Origin of the sequence: Helicobacter suis, from assembly GCF_902196125.1 — a bacterium.
Classification (GTDB): Bacteria; Campylobacterota; Campylobacteria; order Campylobacterales; family Helicobacteraceae; genus Helicobacter; species Helicobacter suis_B.
This window is the reverse complement of sequence record NZ_CABIKG010000001.1, coordinates 1-21612: the sequence shown is the minus strand read 5'-3', so window position 1 is coordinate 21612 and position 21612 is coordinate 1. Positions and strand designations below refer to the sequence as shown.

Below are 21612 nucleotides of genomic sequence, written 5' to 3'. Positions count from 1 at the left end.
GATACAAATGGAAATTAAACACGCTATGGCAGACATCACAAGGGGCATGGGAGAATGCATTGGTTTAGAGTATTTACAAAGCTTAGTAGAGAGATTTTATAAAACAGGGGATCGCTTTAGCGCTAAAGCTGGGTTTGATCCCACCGCTCCGGATTTGCATTTAGGGCATGTGGTTTTGCTTAATAAACTAGCCACTTTACAAAAGCATGGCGCACTGGTGCAGTTTGTGATTGGAGATTTTACCGCCACTATAGGCGATCCTAGTGGCAAGAGTGAAACGCGCAAGATTTTAAGCTTTGAGGAAGTGTTAGAAAATGCTAAAACTTATAAAGAACAGGTGTTTAAAATTTTAGATCCGGATTTAACCGATGTGTGTTTTAATAGTGCATGGTTAAAGCCACTAGGAGCAGAAGGGTTACTTGTCTTGACTTCTAAATTCTCAGTAGCTAGAATGCTTGAGCGCGATGATTTTGAGAAACGCTATAAAGAGAATAAGCCCATTAGCGTAGTGGAGTTTATATATCCGCTTTTACAAGGTTATGACTCTGTGGCTTTAGAGTGTGATATTGAATTAGGAGGCAACGATCAGAAGTTTAATTTATTGGTGGGGCGCTTTTTACAGCGATCTTATGGGCTTTCTAAGGAACAAAGCGTGTTGACCATGCCCTTACTTGAAGGGCTTGATGGGGTGCATAAGATGAGTAAGAGTTTGGGTAATTATATTGGTGTGAGTGAAGATCCAAAAAACATGTATGCCAAACTGCTAAGTATTAGCGATGATTTGATGTGGCGCTATTATGAGCTTTTAAGCGCCCAAACAAGCCAACAAATTGCCCTTTTAAAACAGGGCGTACAAGAGGAAAAATTACACCCAAAAGCTATCAAAGAAGAGTTAGCCTTAGAGATCACAACCCGTTTACACTCTTTAAAACAGGCCCAAGATGCCAAAGCAGAATTTGATCGCATCAGCCATAAACAAATCCCTAGTGAACTTGTGCAGATGCAATTTAGCGAAGGGGTTTGGATTGCCACGCTTCTTAAAAGTGCAGGACTCAGCCCTTCTACCTCGCAGGCAAGGCGAGATATTAAAGCCGGTGGGGTGCGCATCAATCAAACAGTCATTACCGATGAACAGTACCAATTTTCTAAAGGGAGTTATATTGTGCAAGTGGGCAAGAGAAAATTTATACGGGCTATCATTGCCTAAAGAATGTACATGATCTCCACACTCAAACCGCTTAAAATCGGTAAACACATTCTTAAATACCCTATTTTTCAGGGGGGCATGGGGGTTGGAATTAGCTGGGACGAACTAGCCGGCAATGCCGCTAAAGAGGGGATTTTAGGCGTGATTTCAGCCGTAGGCACGGGTTATTATAAAAACATGCGTTTTGTAGAAAAAATCGTGGCCAAAAAGCCTTTTGAAGCCCTTAATTTTTACTCCAAACAAGCTTTGATAGAAATCTTTAAAAACGCCCGTAAAATCTGTGGGTCTAATCCGCTAGGGGCTAATATCTTGCATGCGATTAATGAATATGGGCGGGTGGTGCGCGATGCCTGTGAAGCGGGGGCTAATGTGATTATTACCGGAGCCGGGCTACCCACTAACATGCCTGAATTTACAAAAGATTTTCCCAGCGTAGCCCTTGTGCCTATCATTTCCTCTATTAAAGCTTTGCATATTATTTGTAAGCGCTGGAGTGCGCGCTATAAAAAGATCCCCGATGCGGTGATTGTAGAGGGCCCTTTAAGTGGGGGGCATCAAGGGTTTAAATACGAGGATTGTTTTAAAGAGGAATTCCAGTTAGAAAATTTAGTACCCGGTATTGTAGAGGCTAGTAAAGAGTGGGGCCATATCCCTATCATTGCCGCTGGGGGTATTTGGGATCGCAAAGACATTAATAAAATGCTTTCTTTGGGCGCAAGCGGGGTACAAATGGCCACGCGCTTTTTAGGCACTAAAGAATGCGATGCTAAAGTCTATGCACAGATTCTACCCTCTTTAAAGAAAGAGGATATTGTACTGATCAAATCCCCCGTAGGTTATCCAGCCCGTGCGATTAACACCGGTGTACTTGAGCGCATTAAAGAGGGTAATGCGCCTAGAATTGCTTGTGTGAGTAATTGTGTGAGTCCTTGTAACCGCGGTGAGGAGGCTAGAAAAGTGGGCTACTGTATTGCCGATGGATTAGGCCGCGCCCATCAAGGCAATCGCGCAGAGGGTCTGTATTTTACGGGGGCTAATGGGTATAGAATTGAAAAAATTATCAGTGTGCATGAACTCGTGCAAGAGCTGATTTTGGATTGAATGGGTGCGCTATTTTTTAGTCTGCTTATTATTACAACTAGGGCTTTATGCCCATGTACTTAAAATTACAGAGGTTGTCCCCTTTGGTGTTAGTAATTTGCGCATCACTTTCAACCAAGATATTAATCGCAGTGTTTTTAAAGAAATAGCGCTTAATCGCTTTAAAGCCCTTTTACAAATCCATGCTAAGCTCATGCTCGCTCCTAGAAACTACCGCTTTGCTAACCAGACTTCTGTTAAAATCACTTCAGGAAAGCTAGTTAAGGTGTGGATTAATATCCACAAAAACATGGCCTACCGTCTCAAACTAACCCATAATCATCTCTATGTTTTCCTAGAAGAATTTTTAATCGCTCAGTCTAAACCTCCCTTAAAAGACCCCCCTTTAAAGAAACCTAAGCGCTTTAAAGTCGTTATTGATCCCGGGCATGGCGGGCATGATTGTGGGGCAGTGGGTGTTAATGGTGTTTGTGAAAAGCGTATTGTACTAGCGGTGGCTAAATATTTGCAACAAGAACTCCAAAACCGCGCTTATCAAGTTTACATGACTCGCAACAAAGATAGCTATGTGGATTTAAAGACGCGTACTGAATTTGCCAACAATAAAAACGCCGATCTTTTCATCTCTATCCATGCTAATTCTATCCCCAAGCACAGTAATACCAATCCTCAAGGTGTAGAAACCTATTTTCTCTCTACAGCTCGCAGTGAAAGGGCGCGTAAAGTGGCTGAGCAAGAAAACCAAGATGATGTAAAAGTCATGGATTACTTTTCTAAACTCTCCTTTTTAAATTCGCTTAATTCCCAACGCCTGATTATTTCCAATAAATTAGCCATCGATATCCAATTTGGGATTTTAAACAGATTACGCCACATCTATAAGGATGTAGTGGATGGGGGTGTTAGAGAAGGTCCTTTTTGGGTATTAGCCGGGGCACTCATGCCCTCTGTGCTCATTGAAATTGGCTATAATTCTAATCCTAAAGAATCTAAACGCATTCAGGATAAACGCTACCAACAGGCTTTAGCAAAAGGAATTGCTGATGGCGTACAAAGCTTTATTAGCAAAAACTATTGATTCTCATGCAAAAAATCAATTTTTACAAGGTGGTGTTTTCCTCAATTTTTTTTATCCTCTTTGTGATCACTAGTCTTTCTTTATTGCTCTCTACCTTTGCTAATGATTTTACACAACTCTTTAGTATCTTTAATAAGCATTTTTACCGCCCCCTAATTTCTTTTCTTTATATCTGTGGTGTATTTATATCTCTTGTTTACCTCGTACTTTGTGCATGGCATAAAAACCACGCACTCATTCCCCAAATCGTGGCATTTATCGGGGGGGTACTCTTCATGTATTTATGCTTTATCCCCCCTATCCCCACCCCTGCTTTTTTATTCGCGTTCTTTTTCTATCTTGCGTTTTTTCTATTAGGAATGATTTGGTTTCATTTCAGAAGTAAAAAACTTAAAAGTAAAACCCTAACTTTTTTTGCCCCCTCTCTTAATACCTGTTTGGTTACTCTCTTTGCTAGCGGTTTACAAACTTATTTTTTAACCCACAGCTTACAAGCATGGTTTGATTGGATTTTATTTTGTCTTGGATTAGTGTTATTGCTGGTTTTACTTGCTAGGCATAAAGAATATTTTGGGCTGTATGAATATGCTAATTTATTAGTGCTAATAGCCGGAATTTTAGTGTTTTTATTGAGTGCGCCTATTTTATTCCAAACAGAGCGCTATAACGAAGCCCGTTGGTCGTTTTATTTACTAGGCTTTTTAGGGTGGTATGCAGAGTGGATGTACACTAGCTTTAAAAACGACGGGGTGGCTTAATTCTTTTAAGACGCAATTCACGGTAAAAACAGCGCAAAGAAAATTCCTCTTTAGCACGCAAACGATATTTAATATACTTAAGGTACTCTACAATCTGTACGCGTTTTAGCTGGCTAGCATGGGCTCTTTGCTCTAAGATATAAAAAGGAATCTTGACTTTTTTAGCATAAAAGGCGCGGGCTAGGTTTTGATAAAAAGAATGATGGGATTGGAAACAAAAACGGCCAAATACAAAGGGCAATCTTCTTTTTTGATACCAGCAGGTGGCCATGTCTATAAAATCCGGTTTATTTCCTTGTTGGTAGTAAAAGCATAAAGCCTTATCCCCGATTAAAACCTGACCCTTAAGCCCAAGAACTTGGCAAAGAGCGTTAGAAGTGTCTGATTGGCTATCCATTTTAGGCTCAGTTAGCACCACTAAAACACTAAGTACTTGCTTTTCTCCAATAATGCCACAGGGGGTAACTTGTCTTTTGCGCCAAGAATTAAAACCGGCAATAGAGGAAATAAAGCCCGCGTCGATTCGTTTAAAGAGAAAATCGCGATTAAGTTTAGCCGGGTAGGTTTTTTTGTGGTTTAAAAACTGTTTGAAAAAAGAGGGTGTGGGGTAGGCCTTAATAAAAACATCAAAGGGGAGTAAATTTAAATAATCAATTTTTCCAAAGCGCATACATAACCTTTAATAATCTTTTAGACATGGCAAAAAAATAACCGAGTTGTTATATACTACTCAGATAAACCTAGAAGGAGTTGATATGTTGAATTTTTTACAAGAATACCAACAAATCACGCGAGAGCGTGCTAGGGAGCATATCCCCCCCTTGCCTTTAAATGCAGAACAAGTAGAAAGAGTGGTCAATATTCTTTTATACTCTAATGATAAAACAGAGTGTAGCGAGGCTAAGGATTTGTTGATTCATCGTGTGAGCCCGGGCGTAGATGAAGGGGCAAAGGTTAAAGCAGAATTTTTAGCCAATCTTGTGAGTAAAAAAGTAGAATGCGTACATTTCAGCCCCCTAGAGGCGGTAGAGTATTTAGGGACTATGCTTGGGGGTTATAATGTTGCGCCTTTAATTGAAGCCTTGCAAAGTAGCGATACAGAAATTGCTAAGGCTGCTTGTAATGCTCTTAAATCAACTTTACTTGTTTATAACTCTTTTGAGATCATCGCTAAACTTAGCCAAACTAACCCCCTTGCAAAAGAGGTTTTAAAATCTTGGGCTGAGGCGGAGTGGTTTTTAAATAAACCGGCTTTACCTGAAAAACTAGAACTGTGCGTGCTTAAAATTGATGGGGAAACTAATACTGATGATTTAAGCCCAGCTAGCGATGCTTTTACCCGTAGCGATATTCCCCTGCATGCTAATGCCATGCTAAAAAATCGCATAGAAAATTGCCAAGAACGCTTGATGAATATCAAATCTAAGGGTATACCGGTAGTGTATGTAGGCGATGTGGTGGGTACAGGTAGTTCACGCAAAAGCGCGACTAACTCTATCATGTGGCATTTTGGGAAGGATATTCCTTATGTACCCAATAAAAGAACGGGGAGTGTGGTTATCGGAGGCGTGATTGCGCCTATTTTCTTTGCTACTTGCGAGGATAGCGGGGCTTTGCCCATAATAGCAGATGTAAAAGACTTAAAAGAGGGCGATATAATTGAGGTCTACCCTTATAGGGGTGAAATTTGCAAACAAGGCAATGTGGTTAGTTCTTTTAAATTAGAACCCACCACTCTAGCCGATGAATACCGCGCGGGGGGGCGCATTCCTCTAATTATTGGGCGCTCTTTGACTAACAAGGCGCGTAAATTTCTAAACCTCCCCCCCTCTGATGTTTTTGCTAAACCTAAACAACCTAAAGAAAGCAATAAAGGCTACAGCCTAGCCCAAAAAATCGTGGGGAAAGCATGCGGGGTAGAGGGCGTGCGCCCCGGGACATATTGTGAACCGCTTGCTAGCACTGTGGGCAGTCAAGACACCACAGGGGCAATGACGCGCGATGAAGTTAAAGAGTTAGCTAGCCTGCATTTTGAGGCAGATTTTGTACTCCAATCTTTTTGCCACACTGCGGCCTATCCAAAACCCTCTGATGTGCGTTTACAAGCCACTTTACCGCAATTTTTTACTAGCAGGGGCGGGGTAGCGCTCAGACCCAAAGACGGGATTATCCACTCTTGGCTAAATCGCATGGGCTTACCCGATACTTTAGGCACTGGGGGCGATAGCCATACTCGTTTCCCTCTTGGGATTAGTTTTCCAGCTGGTAGCGGGCTTGTGGCTTTTGCAGCCGTAACCGGAACCATGCCCTTAAACATGCCTGAATCTGTGCTCGTGCGCTTTAAAGGGCAAATGCAACCGGGTATTACGCTTAGAGACCTAGTTAATGCCATTCCCTACTATGCGATCAAACAAGGCTTACTCACCGTAGAGAAAAAGGGCAAGAAGAATATTTTTAATGGCAAGATTTTAGAGATTGAGGGGCTTGGCAATATCAAAATTGAACAGGCCTTTGAGCTTAGCGATGCGAGTGCTGAAAGAAGTGCGGCAGCTTGTACTGTGCGCTTAAATAAAGAGCCTATTATTGAATATCTAAGCTCTAATATCAAACTCATTGAGCAAATGATTGTCAATGGCTATGAGCACCAAGAAACCTTAAGAAGGCGGGCGCAAAAAATGCAAAGCTGGATTAATAACCCCGTTTTACTTGAACCGGATGCAGATGCTGAGTACGCCGCTATAATTGAAATTGATTTAAATGAGATTAAAGAACCCATTTTGGCCTGCCCTAATGATCCAGACGATGTAGCCACGCTTAGCGAAGTGCTTAATAATCCCAAACGACCCCATAAAATTGATGAAGTCTTTATCGGGAGTTGCATGACTAATATTGGGCATTTTAGAGCCTTTGGGGAAATTGTAAAGGGTGCGGGGGCTTCGCCTATCCGCCTTTGGATTGTGCCTCCTACTAAAATGGATGAAAAACAGCTCACACAAGAGGGTTATTTTGCTATCTTTGGGGCAGCAGGGGCGCGTACGGAAGTTCCGGGCTGTAGTTTGTGCATGGGCAATCAGGCACGGGTGCGTGATAATGCGGTGGTGTTTTCTACCTCCACCCGCAACTTTGATAACCGCATGGGCAAAGGCGCGCAGGTGTATTTAGGCAGTGCTGAACTTGGTGCAGTCTGTGCCCTGCTGGGTAAAATCCCCACCTCTAGCGAATATTTGGAGCTAGTAGCCGACAAACTAGAGGCGCGCAAATCTGAAATTTATCGCTACATGAATTTTCATCTCATGGAGTCTTTTAGTTTATAAGCTTATTTTAAGCACAACCCTATATGCTCCTGAAATTTTAAAGGGGCAAAGGGTATAGCTTGGAGCTTGATTGGCCTTTTATGTTGCATGCAATTCCTGCTTTTGCGCAGGGTTTAAAAATTAGCCTCTTTATCGCTTTTTTTGGGATTTTAGGCGCAACTTTGCTAGGTTTTTTGATAGCACTTTTTCTATTTTTTAAAACACCCTTTTTTGCGCCCTGTGCGCGGGTGTATGTACAAATTGCTAGAAACACCCCCCTTCTTATCCAGCTTTTCTTTTTATACTACGGCTTGAAAGAAATGAGTTTTTCTTTAAGCGCTATGCAATGTGCGATTATCGGGCTTTCTTTTTTAGGGGGGGCTTACATGGCAGAGAGTTTTTTACTCGGTTTAAAAGCCCTGCCTAAAGTGCAGATAGAGGCGGCTTTAAGTTTGGGATTAAATCGCTTACAAAGCCTTTATTATGTTTTACTCCCCCAAAGTCTAGCTATCTCTTTACCCTCTTTAGGCGCTAATGTTATTTTTCTATTAAAAGAAACCTCTGTTGTAAGCGCCATTGCTCTAGCAGATGTGATGTTTGTGGCTAAGGATCTGATTGGCATTTATTATAAAACCACAGAAGCGCTTATTTTGTTAGTTTTAACTTATTTGGTGGTTTTATTGCCTTTGAGCCTACTTTTTAGAGCCCTTGAGCAATTCTATAAGAAAAAAACATGGTAGGGGTTTTGCTTGCTCTTTGAACTTGTAAAAATTCTGCGTTGGTTATTTATTCTCTTGTTACAAAATCCTTTAACAAAGAGTCTTTTAGGGGGTTATGCTGTGATCATAGCCCTTTTAAATATCTTAAATCATAAGAACGCGTTTATCCTTTGGCTTAAGGGTTATATTTCTCTTGGCTTAAAGAGGATTTTGTGATCTACTTAGATAAGTCTTGTAAAGTACCCAAATGCTAAAAAGATTTAGGCTTGCTTGGCTGATGTTGCCCGTAAGGATAGTTTGGTTCTCACTCTGTGCCCTTATAGTAGAGATTTTACAGAGTTTGAGCGTCCAAAAAGCTTCCCTACAAGTCAAATCGCATCAATTTGCCAAAGGTGTAACTTTTAGCACTCCCTGCGCTAGATACGAATTTATGTGGGCGTTGTACCACAAAAGCGAGAATAGGTGGCATTTTCCACCCGCTAAAGACAAGTGGGGTTTTGCAAAAAATGATTAAAAAAGGGGCGTATTTTAGGCTAGATAACGGTTATCAAACCCTACTTGTGTTTAAAATCTACATCATAAAAATACACCCTAATTATCAAAGTGTTTTATCTAAAATACAAGGCATGCAAGAAACTAGCCAAAGGCTTAAAGCCTCTATTAACTGCTTTATTTACCTCCATAGAGATTTTAATGCTATAAGCATACAAGAGATGAAAACCACGCCCTTAATTGTAAAAACTTCTTATCAAGATCAAACATGCTAGAGAGCTTGTCTTTATTAGGGGTGGATAATCTAGCCCGCTTAATAGAGGGGCTTAAAACCACGCTATTTATCGCCCTGCTTTCTATTGTTATTTCTATTATCGGGGGGCTTTTAATGGGGGTTGTGATGGCTTTTTGTACTAAATCTGTGCGCTTTTTATGCCATTTGTATTTAGAGAGTGTGCGCATTATCCCCCTGCTTGTTTGGCTCTTTGTGGTGTATTTTGGGCTTTCTGCATGGTTTAACTTACACATTAGTGCAGAGCTTGCTAGCGTGGTGGTTTTTAGTGTGTGGGGTATAGCTGAAATGATGGATTTAACCAGAGGCGCGCTTACCTCTATTAGCCCACACCAAACTTATAGCGCAAAAGCTTTAGGCTTAAAACCCATGCAAATTACCTTTTTTATTCTTTTTCCCCAAGCTTTTCTTGCCCTTTTACCCTCTAGTGTTAATCTCTTTACCCGCATGATTAAAACCACCTCGCTTGTATCTTTAATCGGTGCGATAGATTTATTAAAGGTAGGCCAACAAATGATTGAAATTAATCTCTTTAAAATGCCCCATGCGAGTTTTTATGTCTATGCTTTGATTTTTGGGGTGTACTTTTTGCTTTGCTACCCGCTCTCTTGCTTAAGCAAGTGGCTAGAGAAAAAATACCATAGGGGCTAGTATGCCAATCTTAGAAACCAAACAACTCAAAAAAGCCTATGTTGATCATGTCGTGCTTAATGGCATTGATTTTAAACTAGAGAAGGGTGAGGCGGTGGTGATTTTAGGGCCTAGTGGCTGTGGTAAAAGTACTTTTCTGCGCTGTTTAAATGGGTTAGAGCCCATACAGGGAGGTTTAATCTTTTTTAAAGGGCAAGAGATCAGCGCGCCTAAGACAAATTGGAATCAAATCCGCCAACATATTGGCATGGTTTTTCAAAGTTATGAACTTTTTCCCCATTTAAGCGTCTTACAAAATATTTTACTAGGGCCTTTAAAAGTACAAAAACGCGTTAAAGAGGAAGTAGAAGAAAGGGCCATCACTCTTTTAAAACGCGTAGGATTAGAGCATAAAAAACAAGCCTATCCAAGAGAGCTTAGCGGGGGACAAAAGCAAAGAGTAGCCATTGTGCGCGCGTTGTGCATGGAGCCAGAGGTGATGCTTTTTGATGAAGTAACCGCTTCGCTTGATCCAGAAATGGTTAAAGAAGTGCTAGAAGTGATTTTAGAGTTAGCTAGTGAGGGAATGAGTATGATTATTGTAACCCATGAAATGAAGTTTGCTAGAAAAGTAGCTGAGCGCATTGTATTTTTTGATCAAGGGCAAGTAGTAGAACAAGCCCCCCCACAAGAATTTTTCACCTCACCCAAATCCAAGCGGGCACAAAAATTTTTAGAAATTTTTAATTTTTTAGGCGCTTGTTAGTTTTTTGCTGTTAGACTGGGCAATTTTAGCAAGGAGTTTTGTATGCGTGTGTTTTTAAGGGTTTTGGGAGGTCTAAGCGCTTTGCTAGCGCTCTTTTTTATAAGCGGGTGTTCTGATCACAAGTCTAAGGCTCAAGAGGGGCTTTCTGCTATCAAAGAGAGGGGAATATTAAAAGTGGGGGTTTTTAGCGATAAACCCCCCTTTGGCTTTGTAGATAGCAAGGGGCAATATCAAGGTTTTGATGTCTATATTGCTAAGCAAATAGCTAAAGACTTATTAGGCGATGCAAAAAAGATCCAATTTATCCCCGTTGAGGCAGCCGCTCGGGTGGAGTTTTTGAAAGCCAATAAAGTAGATGTGATCATGGCTAATTTTACTAAGACTAGAGAAAGAGAGGCGGTAGTGGATTTTGCTAAACCTTATATGAAAGTGGCCTTAGGCGTGGTGTCTAAAGATGGGGTGATTAAAAGCATAGCCGATCTAAAGAGTAAAAATCAACCCTTAATTGTCAACAAAGGTACAACAGCAGATTTTTACTTCTCCAGAAATTACCCTTCTATCCACCTACTTAAATACGATCAAAATACCGAAACTTTCTTGGCTCTTAAAAATAACCGCGGAATAGCCCTAGCCCATGACAACACGCTTTTATTTGCATGGGTGAAGCAAAACCCCGAATTTAAAGTAGGCATTCCTAATTTAGGCGAGCAAGATGTGATCGCTCCAGCGGTGAAAAAGGGCGATAAGGCTTTATTAGATTGGCTTGATCAAGAAATAGACAAACTCACTAAAAGTGGTTTTATGAAGGAGGCTTATAACACCACGCTTAAACCTATTTATGGCAATGATATTAATCCTAGCACGGTTATTTTTGAGCAATGAAACCTGTAGCTGTTGTACTAGAGGCGCTTTCTCTAGGGCGTAAAAATAAGTTAGACGCTTTGGCTGAATTTGTAGAGCTTATCTCTTATCCGGGAACTTCTCAAGATTTAGTGCTAGAGCGCTGTAAAGAGGCTGAGATTGTGATTTTAAATAAAGTCCCACTTGATGGACAAACTTTAAAATCCCTTCCCAAACTTAAATGTATCTGTATCACCGCTACCGGTACAAATATGATCGATCACGCTGTGGCAAAAGAACTAGGCATACAAATTAAAAATGTCGCCGGCTATTCTACTCACAGCGTTACCATGCACACCTTTGCTTTAGCTTTGAGTCTGCTTTCTAACATGGCCTATTACGATCACTACTGCAAGAGCGGGGAGTATTGCAAAAGCGAGATTTTTACCCACTTTAATAAAGATTTAATCTCTTTAGAAAATAGGCAATGGGGAATTATTGGGCTTGGGGCGATTGGTAAAAATGTAGCGCGCATTGCCCAAAGTTTTGGCGCGCATGTGAGCTATACCTCCACCAGTGGGCGCAATAGCGATAATACTTACCCGCAAAAACCCCTAGAAACTTTATTACAAGAAAGCGATGTGATCTCTATCCACGCGCCTCTTAATAACCAAACCTATAATTTAATCCGCACCAAAGAGCTTAAACTTCTTAAAGAAAGGGCTATTTTGATCAATGTAGGGCGGGGTGGGATTGTTAATGAGCAGGAGGTGGCTAAGGCGCTTAAAGAGCAAAACTTCTACTACGCTACAGATGTGCTAGAAAAAGAGCCTATGGTGGCTAATCACCCCTTTTTAGATACAAGTATCCAGCCTAAACTTTTACTCACGCCACATATTGCATGGGGTTATGGAGATTCAATTAAAAAACTCATTACAGCCACGATTGAAAATGTAAAGCAATATTTACAAACTAGGGGTTAAGGCGAATACCCACCCCAAAGCGATTAGAAAAGACATTATACTCATAAAGCCCGTCTCCATAGCCGTTAAAATACTGCAAATAAAGCCCTACAAAGCGGCTAATCCTGAAAGTATAGCCTATGCGAATTGCCCCATGCCAACGCCTATAGCGCCAATAGTCTGTAAAAATATCATAGAGTCTAAGTTCAAAATGATGCCTTCCTCTGCGATAATCCACTAAGGCATTTCCATAACCCATGTAAGCGATCAAATCGGGGTTAGATTGGTTATAAGGGATATAAGGCCAGTAAGCCACATTGATTTTTAACCCCCCCTTTTGCCACACTAAGTGAAATACCGGGCGCTGCCCCGCACTTACAGAGCGACAGCCCCCCTCATACACCCTTTGGCCATCTTCTTTAATCACTGTTACCGGATTTCCCGGAAAAGCCCCTAAGGCATTGCCATTTGCATAGGGCTGGTAACACTGCCTACCCCCAATACCATTAGAAATATGCTGCCAGCCGATCCAAAACTCGCTAAAGCTCCCCCAACTCTTTTTAAAAAGCGGGATTTTAAGCGGGTAAATGTAAATGAGTTCGGGCATGTAGTTAACCATGCGCATGGGCGCGCTTTGGGGGTTATTATAGATTTGAAACCAGTTAGTTTCAGTATAGGCTAAATAAAGCGTACCTTTTGTGTAGAGAAAATGGTGAATCACAGGCACTTTAAAACTAATTTGGAATTTAAAATCTACAGGTTGGTAGCGATTAATATCCGGGTGATACCACTGATAAATAGGTGTAAAGCTATAATAAAGGGGTAGAAAATAAGTTCCCCTATATTCCATAATATCTAGGTATTTTTTAGCAAATTCTATAAGAATATTGCGCTTTTTAGCTTTTTTAGGTGCAACCTCCCAGCTATTTTTAAGATTGTAGTACCAAGGTTTGTAAAAGTTGATAGAAATGGGATCATCGTCCTTTTTAATTTGTGGGTTAAGAAAATCTGCTTTGAGTGTAGCTAGCAAAACAAATGCTAGTACAATTCTACGCATTTTTACTAAATTGTAAAACTAAAATTAAAAAGACAACCACAGGTGCGACAAAGCGCACCGCAAAAAACCACACTAAAAAACCTAAGCGACTCAAAAAGCGTTTACTAGACTTGTAAATGCGTTTTTTATCCATGAAATAGCCCAAGAAGATCACAGAAAATAACCCACCCAAAGGCATAAGTACACTAGAGGTGATAAAGTCCGTCCAAGCAAAAATATTCTTGCCCCCAAAAGTAAGCATTGACGCATAATCTTTACAACCAGATAGAATAACCAATAAACCTAAAATATAAGTTAATAAACCAACAAACCAACATGCTCGGGTGCGACTCCATTTAAAATGGTGCATTAAATATAAAACAGTAGGCTCAACGATAGAAACAGTAGAGGTGATGCCTGCAAAAATTAAGGCTAAAAAGAATAAGAGGGCTATAATAGAGCCGGCTAATCCCATTTGGTAAAATACAAGTGGTAGAGAAATAAAGACTAAACCCACCCCTTGTGAGGGTTCACCGTGGAAATTAAAAATAAAGGTAAAAATCATCAAACCAGCAATTAGAGAGATAGCAATACCGGGTAAAACCACCCATAAAGAACTCCCTAATAAATTCTCATCAGATTTAGTAAAAGCGGCATAGGTGCTAATAGTCCCCACACCTAAACTCAAAGAAAAAAACATTTGTCCTAGTGCGTCAATTAAAACGGATATGGTGATCTTGCTAGTATCAAAGATAAACATATAGTGGAGAGCTTGATGGAAACTTGGCATGGACATGGCATAAATTAAAAGCCCGATAAAAACCAAAAATAAAAGAGGCATGAGATACAAGCTTAACCGTTCAATCCCCTCTTTAATGCCCTTAGATACGATATAAACAGTGAGCCACAACCATAGACTAAAACCTACAATTGGCCAAAATAAATCTACAGTGCTAAGGTGTACAAATAAGGCTTTAGAGGCCTTTAAAGAGCTAGGCAAATGAAAACTAACTACAACAAGATAATAAAATACCCAGCCTAGTACAACTGCATAAAAAGAGAGAATAATAGGCCCTGCACATAGAAAAATAGCGCTAAAGCGCCAGACTTTCTTATGCTTAGTATTAAGGTGCTCATAACAAGATACAACATCTTTACGCCCTAAGTTTCCAATGATCATATCCACTAATAGCATGGTAATACCTAAGCTTAAAGTTAAGCCAAGATAGAGCAAAACAAAAGCCCCCCCACCATTGCTACCTGCCATGTAAGGAAAACGCCAAATATGGCCTAGCCCAATTGAGCTACCCAAAGTGGCTAAAATAAATCCGAGTCTTGAAAAACCCAAACTTTACCCCCTAACCTTGGATGAGTTTAACCACCCAAATAATGAGAATAACCAAAGGAGCGATATATTTTAAAAGAAACACCCATGTTAAAAAAACCCGTTTACTCAAAAAATGCAGACTCACCGCATAGAGTTTAGTTTTACTCACCACCCAGCCTACAAAGATAACTGAGACTAACCCCCATAAAGGCATGAGAATAGAAGTAGAGAAGAAGTCTGTTAAATCAAAGAGATCTTTATTAAAAAAACTAAGATGGGGTTTGTAGGCTTTATTAAGAGAAAAAATCAAAAGGATACCCACAAGAAAGATCCCTAGTGTAACAAGCCAAGTAGCCTTTGTGCGCGAATAGTTTTTATCCACTAAATAGCGCACGGGAGGTTCTAATAAAGCAATAGTGGAGGTGATGCCTGCAAAAGCTAGGGCGGATAAGAAAAGAATAGAAACCACACTCCCTACCATACCCATTTTAGAAAAAACTACAGGTAAGGATACAAAAATAAGACCCGGACCCTGTGAGGGGTTAGCCCCGTATTCAAAGACAAAGGTAAAGATCATTAAACCGGCAATAAGAGAGATACAAATACCGGGTAAAACCACCCAAATTGCGCTTTGGAGTAAGTCTTGTTTGTGGTGGGTAGAAGAGGCATAGGCGATATTAATCCCAATGCCTAAACTAAGCGCAAAGAAAACCTGTCCTAAGGCATTGACAAAAACTTTTTGGTTAATATCTGCCATGCGGATACCAAACATGAAATCTAAAGCCTTACCAAAAGAATTTTGGGTGCTAGCATAGATTAATAGACCAATAAAGATAATGAACAACAAGGGCATTAAAACAAAATTAAGTTTTTCAATCCCATCTTTAATTCCCTTAGAAACAATCCACGCCGTAAGCCATAAAGTCAAACTAAAACCGGCTAGTTGTTTAAGAATAGAATCTTCTAAGAGATTATTAAGGATTTGTTCTGATGTTTTAACATCTGTGGGTAAGTTAAAACTCACGACAAATAAATAATAAAACACCCAACCTAAAACAATGGAATAAAAAGTTAAGATAATAGGGCCTGTAAAGAGCATCAAACCTGCGTATTTCCAGCGCCTTGTGGTGGGGTGTGGATCGAGTGCATCAAAGGCAGAGGCGACATCTTTTTGGGTACTTTGCCCAATCACCATTTCAGCAATAAGCATAGTAAGCCCGACGGTGAGTGCAAGAATTAAAAATAAGATCACAAAACCGCCCCCACCGCTAGTTCCAGCCATGTAAGGAAAGCGCCAAATATGCCCTAAGCCTATCGAGCTTCCTAAAGCAGCTAATACAAAACCTAATCTCGAAAAGCTATGCACCTAAATCTCCTTTCTTGGTGGAATGATAAAAAAAGTACGCATTTTAGCATGATAATTATTAAGGTTTACCATATCTTTACCCACTGCGCGCTAAAGCCCGCAAGCTTCAGCTATGAGGATATAAGGCGCATGCTAAAGGTCTTGTGCTATAATCGCAGACAGAGTTGGGGCATCAACTCTTGGAGTAGAGACTGTAAGACCCGCCTAGCGGGCAAGCCTTGATGATCCCGTCAATCTCCTAGCTTTAGCTATGGGGAGTATGTCAAAAAAACATGGCCTGATCCCACATTATAGGGGAGCGCATGCAATTAAGAGTTTATTACGAGGATACAGATAGCACGGGTTTTGTCTACCATGCTAACTATCTTAAGTACTGCGAGAGGGCTAGAAGTGAGGTTTTTTTTCAAGCTAACACTACCCCACAAAGTGATCGGTATGGGTTTGTGATTAAAGGTTTGCAAGCAGACTTTATAGCCCCAGCGCTTTTAGGGGATTTTTTAGAAGTGATCACAAAGCCCATCGCGCTTAAAAAGGTACGCCTAAGTTTACAACAAGAAATTTTAAGGCTAGAAAATGAACCCACATTGCTTTTTAGCATGCAAATTAAATTAGGCTTTATTGATTTATCCACTAAAAGACCGGTGGCTATCCCTGATTCCTTCTTAAAGATATTGCATGGATTCTACGCATAAAGCAACTATTACCTACCCCTGCCTATGGGAGTATAGCCTCATTACAGATAAGCCAAAAGCCCTTTTAGAGGAATTGCCCCATCTCTTAGAAAATCTTAAGTATCAAGTTTATACCAAAAACACCAGTGCTCAGGGCAAATACACCAGCATGAAACTCTCTTTAGTAGTGAGTAGCGACGCGCAACGCTACGCCCTTTTTGAAAAGCTTAGCAACCATGCGTTTGTAAAGTGGGTGCTTTAAGGGTGGGTTTTTCTGCGGGGGGTAAATCTAAAGAGAGATTAGAAATATCTAAAGTGTAAAAAATATCGTGGTGTTTGGAGTAACCGGTGATAATAAGCTGGTTATCCATGAAAGCTAGGGCACTAGGGTTTTTAATTAAACTGGGCAATCCATAGGCATCTATGATCGTGGCATCATAAGGATTAATCACCAACAAGGCGTTATAGGCCCTGCTTAGCGCAAAGAGTCGCCCTTGATAAATAGAAAGCCCTGTAATGTAAAATTCCCCTAGAGTGCGGTTATTTTTAAGCGGTGTGCGTTTAGAAGTTTGCACAACACTCTCAGAACTCAAACCTAAATCTTGATCGAGCATGCTAACTAAGATTAGTTTTTTGTAGTACTTATTAGGGACTGTGAGCATATAAGTGTGGATACCATCACTTCTAGCACTCAAAATATAATGAGTAGAGGCGCGGCTAGTGCGCAAGCGGCTACGGCCAATCTCATCAAAATGATGCGCCCCTACTAGAAAATTAGGGAAGTTATTATGGGCTTTGGGATTGTAGTGTACATCTACACTGCTTTTATTAGCACCCATGAGACGAATTGTGCTACCCACCATATTTGCCCCCACAAGACTTCCCACCGTTACAGAGTAATGTCTATCTAAGATCAGATGTGCCAAGACTTTTTGTAGCGTTGTGTCTACGATGTATAACCCTTCATTTTGGGTAGTGATTAAAAAGGCATTTTTAAACAAAGCATTATTACCTGCAAATACATCTGGGGAAAAATGATAGGGCGGGGGTTTAAGCGCGGGAGCACAGCCTTCTGAAATGGGTTTTTCTATACCAAAACCGCCTAGTAAATCTGTTGGTGCATTGGGGGGTTGTTTTTGTTGTTGTTTGTCTTTAGAAGCGGCTAGAAAGTTAAGATCGCTAATAGGGGAATTTAAAGATAATTTGCTGACTCTTTGCTCTAAAAGGCTTAATTCTTTGGTGATCACAATAGGGGCATGGTGATAATTGCGATCAAAAGGGTATTCTTGGTTAGCTAAAATGGGTTTGTCTACTATGCGTTTGCTAAACATTCTAGGAAAGCCCATGTAATTCCAACTTTGCGTACTCCAAATATTTTCAGCAAATTTCCAAGAAAAGCGAATCGGATTGCCATGCCCTAGATAGGGAAAAGGTCCAGTAGAAATAAAGGCTTGGAGCATATTAGAGGCAGCCAGCGCACTAAAAATAGCAAAAGCCCAGCGATTGGAGCGGGTGAGTTGGCGGGGGTGATCTTGGGTGTTAAAATTAGGTACAAAGAATAATAAAGAACCCAAAACAAGCGCGGCTAGCCAAAACACTAATTCAGCCCAAAACTGGGTGTGTAGCCTAAAAATAGTGAGCGCAAAACCTTGTCCTACATCTTCAAGCGCGTGGTTACCTAGATGATAAAAACTTTGATACAACCCCCCTACAATGATGAGTAACATAAGAGCGACATACTTAGGCTTGAGCCCATAGCGCAGAATAAACAAACCAGATAGGGCGATATAAACCATGCTTTGGCGCTCAGCCCAGCATAAAATACAAGGGGAATCATGGTAGACAAAGCCCAAGATCAAATTTGCAATACCCACAGGAAAGGCTATAATAGCGATAATAGCCAGAGAAAAGAGAAAATAAAAGGTACGCGCCTGCATTTAACTCCGGTATAAAAAAATCCGCAAATTCTAACATGTCAAAGTTAATCGCCAATTCTGCAATTTTTTAGCAATAATTTTTCTGCTAGATTATGTTAAAATAGCGCCCAATTTAAAAGATTAGATGGAGCAAAAGATGAGATTAAAACCAAACCACATCCGCTACATCGTTAATAAAATCGCCCAAGATCTAGTCCAATCCACCCTTTTAGAACTCAAAGGCACTTTAGAATCTCTAACCCAAATTACGCTTTCTGTGGTACAGGAAAATGTAGATCAAGAAGTTGCCATTGATCATAAAGCGCGGGATTTATTAGAAGAAAACCTAGATGAAATAGAATTCATGCGCATGGACGAGCGCCAACTTTTCTGGATGATTAAAAAACAATTAGCGCTTAAAGAGGATTTTGTTTTAGGCTGGGAAGATCGTTGCAATCTTCTTTCACATAAAATTTTAGAAAAAATTTTAGAAGAGGATTTGCTGATGTTTTCTGTTTCAGAAAACTTAATCCGCAATGTGATCTTTAAATCCATAGACACCTACGCTAAGCTTTATGAGAGCGTAGAATTAGAAGTGAGCGAGAAGATCAAAAATTACAAACGAAAACTTCCTGTGGGTAGCGATGAATACGAACTAGTCTTTGATCGCATGTATGAGGAAGAATTACGCAAAAAGGGTTTTCTATAGCCACTCTTTTATTTGAAAACGGGTTATTTTTAGAAGCGCAGAGTTTTGGGGCTTGTGGGCTTGTGGTGGGTGAGGTGGTGTTTAACACGGCCATGAGCGGGTATGAGGAGATCATTAGCGATCCAAGTTATTGCGGGCAGTTTGTGGTGTTTAGCGCCCCTGAGGTGGGGGTTGTGGGGATTAACAGAATGGACATGCAATCCTCTCATAGCTTTTGTGCGGGTGTTTTGGTACGAAATTATCCTAGTTGTTATTCTAATTTTAGAGCTAAACAAAGTTTAGGGGCGTTTTTACAAAAACAAGGGATTTTAGGGCTATGTGGGCTTAATACCCGCGCATTGGTAGGAATGCTTAGAGATGAGGGGGCGATGCGGGCTATTGTCTCTACAGATAATTTAGATAAATTAGAGCTACAAAAACTTTTGCAGGCTTCAAACCCCACAAAACATCTTATCCCCCCCTTTTTTCCTACAAAACCCCACACACAAGGCTATTTTGACTTTACAAGCCTAGAGTATCAAGAGAAAGATAACCCGCGCTGTGTAGCTGTGCTAGATTTTGGGGTGAAGCGCCATATTTTAAATTGTCTTGTACAGGTAGGTTTAAAACCTTTGTGTTTTGCCCCAGAGAGCAAGGCAAGCACGCTAATAGAGGCTTATAAAAAGGGGGAGATTGTAGGGATTTTAATTTCTAATGGTCCGGGTGATCCACTTTTCTTAAAAAATGCTATCCATGAAATTAGTGATCTAATTGAGGCTAAAATTCCTATTTTGGGTATTTGTTTAGGACACCAACTTCTTAGCATCGCCCATGGCTATAACACCTACAAACTTAAATTTGGCCACCATGGGAGTAACCACCCTGTGCTTAGTCTAGCCACAAGGCGCATTGAAATTAGCGCCCAAAACCATAATTATTGTGTACCCGATCAGCTCTTAAAAATAGCCACCCTTACCCACCAAAATTTATTTGACGGCACGATAGAAGGGGTGAGTTATAACAACGCCCCCATTCTTTCTATCCAGCACCACCCTGAGGCTAGTCCTGGTCCCCATGATGGGCTTTATATTTTCCACCACTTCACAAGAATGCTCCATGAAAGCAGAGAATAACACCCAAAACATTGATGAACTCTTTGAAGAATTTGAAGAAATCAAAGATGATTTAAGCCATGTAGAGGAGCAACTAGCACAAATTGCAAATGAACTTAAAGAAATAGGCCATGATTTAGATACACTGGATAATCTACTAAATCAAGATAGCCCTTTAAATTTAAATCAGAATTTAAATCAGGATAATCCTTTAAGTCAAGATAATTCCCAAAATCCACAAGATAGTTCTTTAAAGAATGGGTAATTCTTTAAAAAAATTAAAAAAATTGATAATCCTTAAAAAGTTGGTTATTCTTAAAAAACGGATAATCCTTAGATTTAGAGAATTGATAATCCTTAAATAAAATTTGAGAAAGCTAAATTTAAGAAAGCTAAAAAAGATTTAAGAGAGTTAACAAATACTAAAAGAGGTTTAAGAGACTTTACTTTAAAGAAAACTAAAACAAGCTAAGAGAACTTTAAGAAAACTAAAAGAGATTTAAGAAAGCTTAACCAATTAACTAAGCTACAAACTACAAGCTAGAACAAGAGAATTTTGATAAAGTTTAACAGAAGTTAAAGAAACTCTAAGAACTTTAAGAAAGTTAAAAGAGTTTTAATAAAGTTCAACAAAACTAAAAGAGATTTAAGAAAGCTTAACCAAGCTAAAAGAGATAGATTTAAGAAAATTTAACCAAGCTGAAACGACTTTAAGGGTTTAAGAACTTTAAGAAAGTTTAAAGAGCTAAAAGAGTTTTAAGAGAGTTTAATCAAGTTAAAAGAATTTTAAGAAAACCTAACAAAAATCAAAAACTCACCAGAGTAACTAGATAACTAAACAATCATTAGATCGTATAGTCATATAGATCACAATCCACCACCAGCTAACACCAACCCACCACTAAAAAATAAAAATCTTAAAAATAAAAATCTTAAAAACCAAAATGCTAAGTTACTCACCCTAGCTACTACAATTCACCCTAGCTACTACAATGCTACTACAATGCTTTAACCCTAATAATATTCAACCCTAATAATATTGTAAATATTCAACCCCAATAATAAAACCTCATTGCAAAAAACCTTCCTAAACTTTTCAGCATTCCTTAAGTTTATCAACGATAAAATCAACTTTTGCTTCTAAGAAAGCTAGTCAGATTAAAGGGTTTTAGGGTTAAATCTTAACGAGAGCCTTATAAGTTGTATTGATTGCAAAAATAAAGGGTTTTATCGTTTTTTCTCTTTTCCTTTAAAATTGCTTTTGGTTTTCTTAGTGTTATTTGTTTTTTCATTGTTAATAGCCTATGTAAAAGGGTAAATTACAAAGCCAAAAGAATTACACTCAATAAGGCGGTGAG

The 21612-nt window shown here is 39.8% G+C and carries 21 protein-coding genes; 16 read left to right on the top strand and 5 right to left on the bottom strand.

What is annotated here, in order from left to right; translation table 11 throughout:
• Window positions 1–7: 7 nt before the first annotated feature.
• The 4 genes from tyrS to G6Q00_RS00090 are packed head-to-tail and all read left to right on the top strand — an operon-like array spanning window position 8 to window position 4144.
• Window positions 8–1207 carry a tyrosine--tRNA ligase gene (gene tyrS, locus G6Q00_RS00105; RefSeq protein WP_205426409.1) on the top strand — a complete coding sequence of 400 codons (1200 nt, stop codon included), beginning with the start codon at window positions 8–10 and terminating at the stop codon, window positions 1205–1207.
• Window positions 1208–1216: 9 nt separating this feature from the next.
• Entirely contained in the window at window positions 1217–2308 is a 1092-nt protein-coding gene (locus tag G6Q00_RS00100) for a nitronate monooxygenase (protein WP_163531487.1), read from the top strand.
• Between the two features lie 4 nt (window positions 2309–2312).
• On the top strand, window positions 2313–3386 hold the full coding sequence (locus G6Q00_RS00095) for an N-acetylmuramoyl-L-alanine amidase family protein (RefSeq protein ID WP_240330889.1): 1074 nt from the start codon (window positions 2313–2315) through the stop codon (window positions 3384–3386).
• A 32-nt stretch (window positions 3387–3418) separates the two neighbouring features.
• A complete protein-coding gene (locus tag G6Q00_RS00090) occupies window positions 3419–4144 on the top strand; it encodes a hypothetical protein (protein ID WP_163531486.1) in 726 nt (241 codons plus the stop codon).
• Here G6Q00_RS00090 and G6Q00_RS00085 read toward each other — a convergent pair.
• Entirely contained in the window at window positions 4122–4814 is a 693-nt protein-coding gene (locus G6Q00_RS00085) for an MqnA/MqnD/SBP family protein (RefSeq protein ID WP_163531485.1), read from the bottom strand. The genes G6Q00_RS00090 and G6Q00_RS00085 overlap by 23 nt on opposite strands.
• Window positions 4815–4899: 85 nt before the next feature.
• Between G6Q00_RS00085 and acnB the strand changes: the two genes are divergently transcribed.
• The 7 genes from acnB (at window position 4900) to G6Q00_RS00050 (ending at window position 12159) form a co-directional block, all read left to right on the top strand.
• Window positions 4900–7458, top strand: coding sequence for a bifunctional aconitate hydratase 2/2-methylisocitrate dehydratase (acnB, locus tag G6Q00_RS00080; protein WP_163531484.1), 2559 nt, complete (start codon window positions 4900–4902; stop codon window positions 7456–7458).
• A gap of 59 nt (window positions 7459–7517) precedes the next feature.
• On the top strand, window positions 7518–8177 hold the full coding sequence (locus G6Q00_RS00075) for an amino acid ABC transporter permease (protein WP_163531483.1): 660 nt from the start codon (window positions 7518–7520) through the stop codon (window positions 8175–8177).
• A 476-nt stretch (window positions 8178–8653) separates the two neighbouring features.
• Window positions 8654–8923: a hypothetical protein gene (locus G6Q00_RS00070; protein ID WP_163531482.1), complete on the top strand. Its 270-nt coding sequence runs from the start codon at window positions 8654–8656 to the stop codon at window positions 8921–8923.
• Window positions 8917–9591 (top strand): amino acid ABC transporter permease, encoded by a 675-nt coding sequence (locus G6Q00_RS00065; RefSeq protein WP_163531481.1) that lies wholly within the window; start codon window positions 8917–8919, stop codon window positions 9589–9591. Before G6Q00_RS00070 ends, G6Q00_RS00065 begins: the two co-directional genes overlap by 7 nt.
• Before the next feature lies 1 nt (window position 9592).
• Window positions 9593–10336, top strand: a complete 744-nt coding sequence (locus G6Q00_RS00060) for an amino acid ABC transporter ATP-binding protein (protein ID WP_163498509.1) — start codon at window positions 9593–9595, stop codon at window positions 10334–10336.
• Between the two features lie 42 nt (window positions 10337–10378).
• Window positions 10379–11218, top strand: a complete 840-nt coding sequence (locus G6Q00_RS00055; protein ID WP_163531480.1) for a cysteine ABC transporter substrate-binding protein — start codon at window positions 10379–10381, stop codon at window positions 11216–11218.
• Complete coding sequence (locus G6Q00_RS00050) at window positions 11215–12159, top strand: D-2-hydroxyacid dehydrogenase (protein WP_163531479.1); 945 nt, start codon at window positions 11215–11217, stop codon at window positions 12157–12159. Before G6Q00_RS00055 ends, G6Q00_RS00050 begins: the two co-directional genes overlap by 4 nt.
• On the opposite strand, the gene G6Q00_RS00045 is transcribed toward G6Q00_RS00050, so the two are convergent.
• From G6Q00_RS00045 to G6Q00_RS00035, 3 genes are read right to left on the bottom strand one after another with little or no spacing between them, the layout of a single operon-like run.
• Window positions 12149–13195, bottom strand: a complete 1047-nt coding sequence (locus tag G6Q00_RS00045; protein ID WP_163498512.1) for a phospholipase A — start codon at window positions 13193–13195, stop codon at window positions 12149–12151. The two genes, G6Q00_RS00050 and G6Q00_RS00045, sit on opposite strands and share 11 nt — an antisense overlap.
• Window positions 13188–14522, bottom strand: a complete 1335-nt coding sequence (locus tag G6Q00_RS00040; RefSeq protein ID WP_163531478.1) for a sodium-dependent transporter — start codon at window positions 14520–14522, stop codon at window positions 13188–13190. Before G6Q00_RS00040 ends, G6Q00_RS00045 begins: the two co-directional genes overlap by 8 nt.
• Before the next feature lie 10 nt (window positions 14523–14532).
• On the bottom strand, window positions 14533–15867 hold the full coding sequence (locus G6Q00_RS00035) for a sodium-dependent transporter (RefSeq protein WP_163531477.1): 1335 nt from the start codon (window positions 15865–15867) through the stop codon (window positions 14533–14535).
• Window positions 15868–16169: 302 nt separating this feature from the next.
• Between G6Q00_RS00035 and G6Q00_RS00030 the strand changes: the two genes are divergently transcribed.
• Together G6Q00_RS00030 and G6Q00_RS00025 are read left to right on the top strand one after the other, a co-directional pair.
• Window positions 16170–16559: a YbgC/FadM family acyl-CoA thioesterase gene (locus G6Q00_RS00030; RefSeq protein WP_205426408.1), complete on the top strand. Its 390-nt coding sequence runs from the start codon at window positions 16170–16172 to the stop codon at window positions 16557–16559.
• Window positions 16543–16800 carry an HP0495 family protein gene (locus G6Q00_RS00025; RefSeq protein ID WP_163498515.1) on the top strand — a complete coding sequence of 86 codons (258 nt, stop codon included), beginning with the start codon at window positions 16543–16545 and terminating at the stop codon, window positions 16798–16800. Before G6Q00_RS00030 ends, G6Q00_RS00025 begins: the two co-directional genes overlap by 17 nt.
• On the opposite strand, the gene G6Q00_RS00020 is transcribed toward G6Q00_RS00025, so the two are convergent.
• On the bottom strand, window positions 16766–18475 hold the full coding sequence (locus G6Q00_RS00020; protein ID WP_163531476.1) for a disulfide bond formation protein B: 1710 nt from the start codon (window positions 18473–18475) through the stop codon (window positions 16766–16768). The two genes, G6Q00_RS00025 and G6Q00_RS00020, sit on opposite strands and share 35 nt — an antisense overlap.
• A gap of 136 nt (window positions 18476–18611) precedes the next feature.
• Between G6Q00_RS00020 and G6Q00_RS00015 the strand changes: the two genes are divergently transcribed.
• The 3 genes from G6Q00_RS00015 to G6Q00_RS00005 are packed head-to-tail and all read left to right on the top strand — an operon-like array spanning window position 18612 to window position 20519.
• On the top strand, window positions 18612–19163 hold the full coding sequence (locus G6Q00_RS00015) for a DUF507 family protein (protein WP_163498517.1): 552 nt from the start codon (window positions 18612–18614) through the stop codon (window positions 19161–19163).
• A complete protein-coding gene (gene carA, locus G6Q00_RS00010; protein WP_163531570.1) occupies window positions 19160–20275 on the top strand; it encodes a glutamine-hydrolyzing carbamoyl-phosphate synthase small subunit in 1116 nt (371 codons plus the stop codon). The genes G6Q00_RS00015 and carA overlap by 4 nt, the downstream gene beginning before the upstream one ends.
• On the top strand, window positions 20259–20519 hold the full coding sequence (locus G6Q00_RS00005) for a hypothetical protein (protein WP_163531475.1): 261 nt from the start codon (window positions 20259–20261) through the stop codon (window positions 20517–20519). Before carA ends, G6Q00_RS00005 begins: the two co-directional genes overlap by 17 nt.
• Window positions 20520–21612 lie beyond the last annotated feature (1093 nt).

Coding starts and splice junctions, on each gene's coding strand:
- tyrS (WP_205426409.1), top strand. CDS start 8: ATGGAAATTAAACACGCTATGGCAGACATCACAAGGGGCATGGGAGAA.
- G6Q00_RS00100 (WP_163531487.1), top strand. CDS start 1,217: ATGATCTCCACACTCAAACCGCTTAAAATCGGTAAACACATTCTTAAA.
- G6Q00_RS00085 (WP_163531485.1), bottom strand. CDS start 4,814: ATGCGCTTTGGAAAAATTGATTATTTAAATTTACTCCCCTTTGATGTT.
- acnB (WP_163531484.1), top strand. CDS start 4,900: ATGTTGAATTTTTTACAAGAATACCAACAAATCACGCGAGAGCGTGCT.
- G6Q00_RS00065 (WP_163531481.1), top strand. CDS start 8,917: ATGCTAGAGAGCTTGTCTTTATTAGGGGTGGATAATCTAGCCCGCTTA.
- G6Q00_RS00060 (WP_163498509.1), top strand. CDS start 9,593: ATGCCAATCTTAGAAACCAAACAACTCAAAAAAGCCTATGTTGATCAT.
- G6Q00_RS00055 (WP_163531480.1), top strand. CDS start 10,379: ATGCGTGTGTTTTTAAGGGTTTTGGGAGGTCTAAGCGCTTTGCTAGCG.
- G6Q00_RS00050 (WP_163531479.1), top strand. CDS start 11,215: ATGAAACCTGTAGCTGTTGTACTAGAGGCGCTTTCTCTAGGGCGTAAA.
- G6Q00_RS00045 (WP_163498512.1), bottom strand. CDS start 13,195: ATGCGTAGAATTGTACTAGCATTTGTTTTGCTAGCTACACTCAAAGCA.
- G6Q00_RS00030 (WP_205426408.1), top strand. CDS start 16,170: ATGCAATTAAGAGTTTATTACGAGGATACAGATAGCACGGGTTTTGTC.
- G6Q00_RS00025 (WP_163498515.1), top strand. CDS start 16,543: ATGGATTCTACGCATAAAGCAACTATTACCTACCCCTGCCTATGGGAG.
- G6Q00_RS00020 (WP_163531476.1), bottom strand. CDS start 18,475: ATGCAGGCGCGTACCTTTTATTTTCTCTTTTCTCTGGCTATTATCGCT.
- G6Q00_RS00015 (WP_163498517.1), top strand. CDS start 18,612: ATGAGATTAAAACCAAACCACATCCGCTACATCGTTAATAAAATCGCC.
- G6Q00_RS00005 (WP_163531475.1), top strand. CDS start 20,259: ATGAAAGCAGAGAATAACACCCAAAACATTGATGAACTCTTTGAAGAA.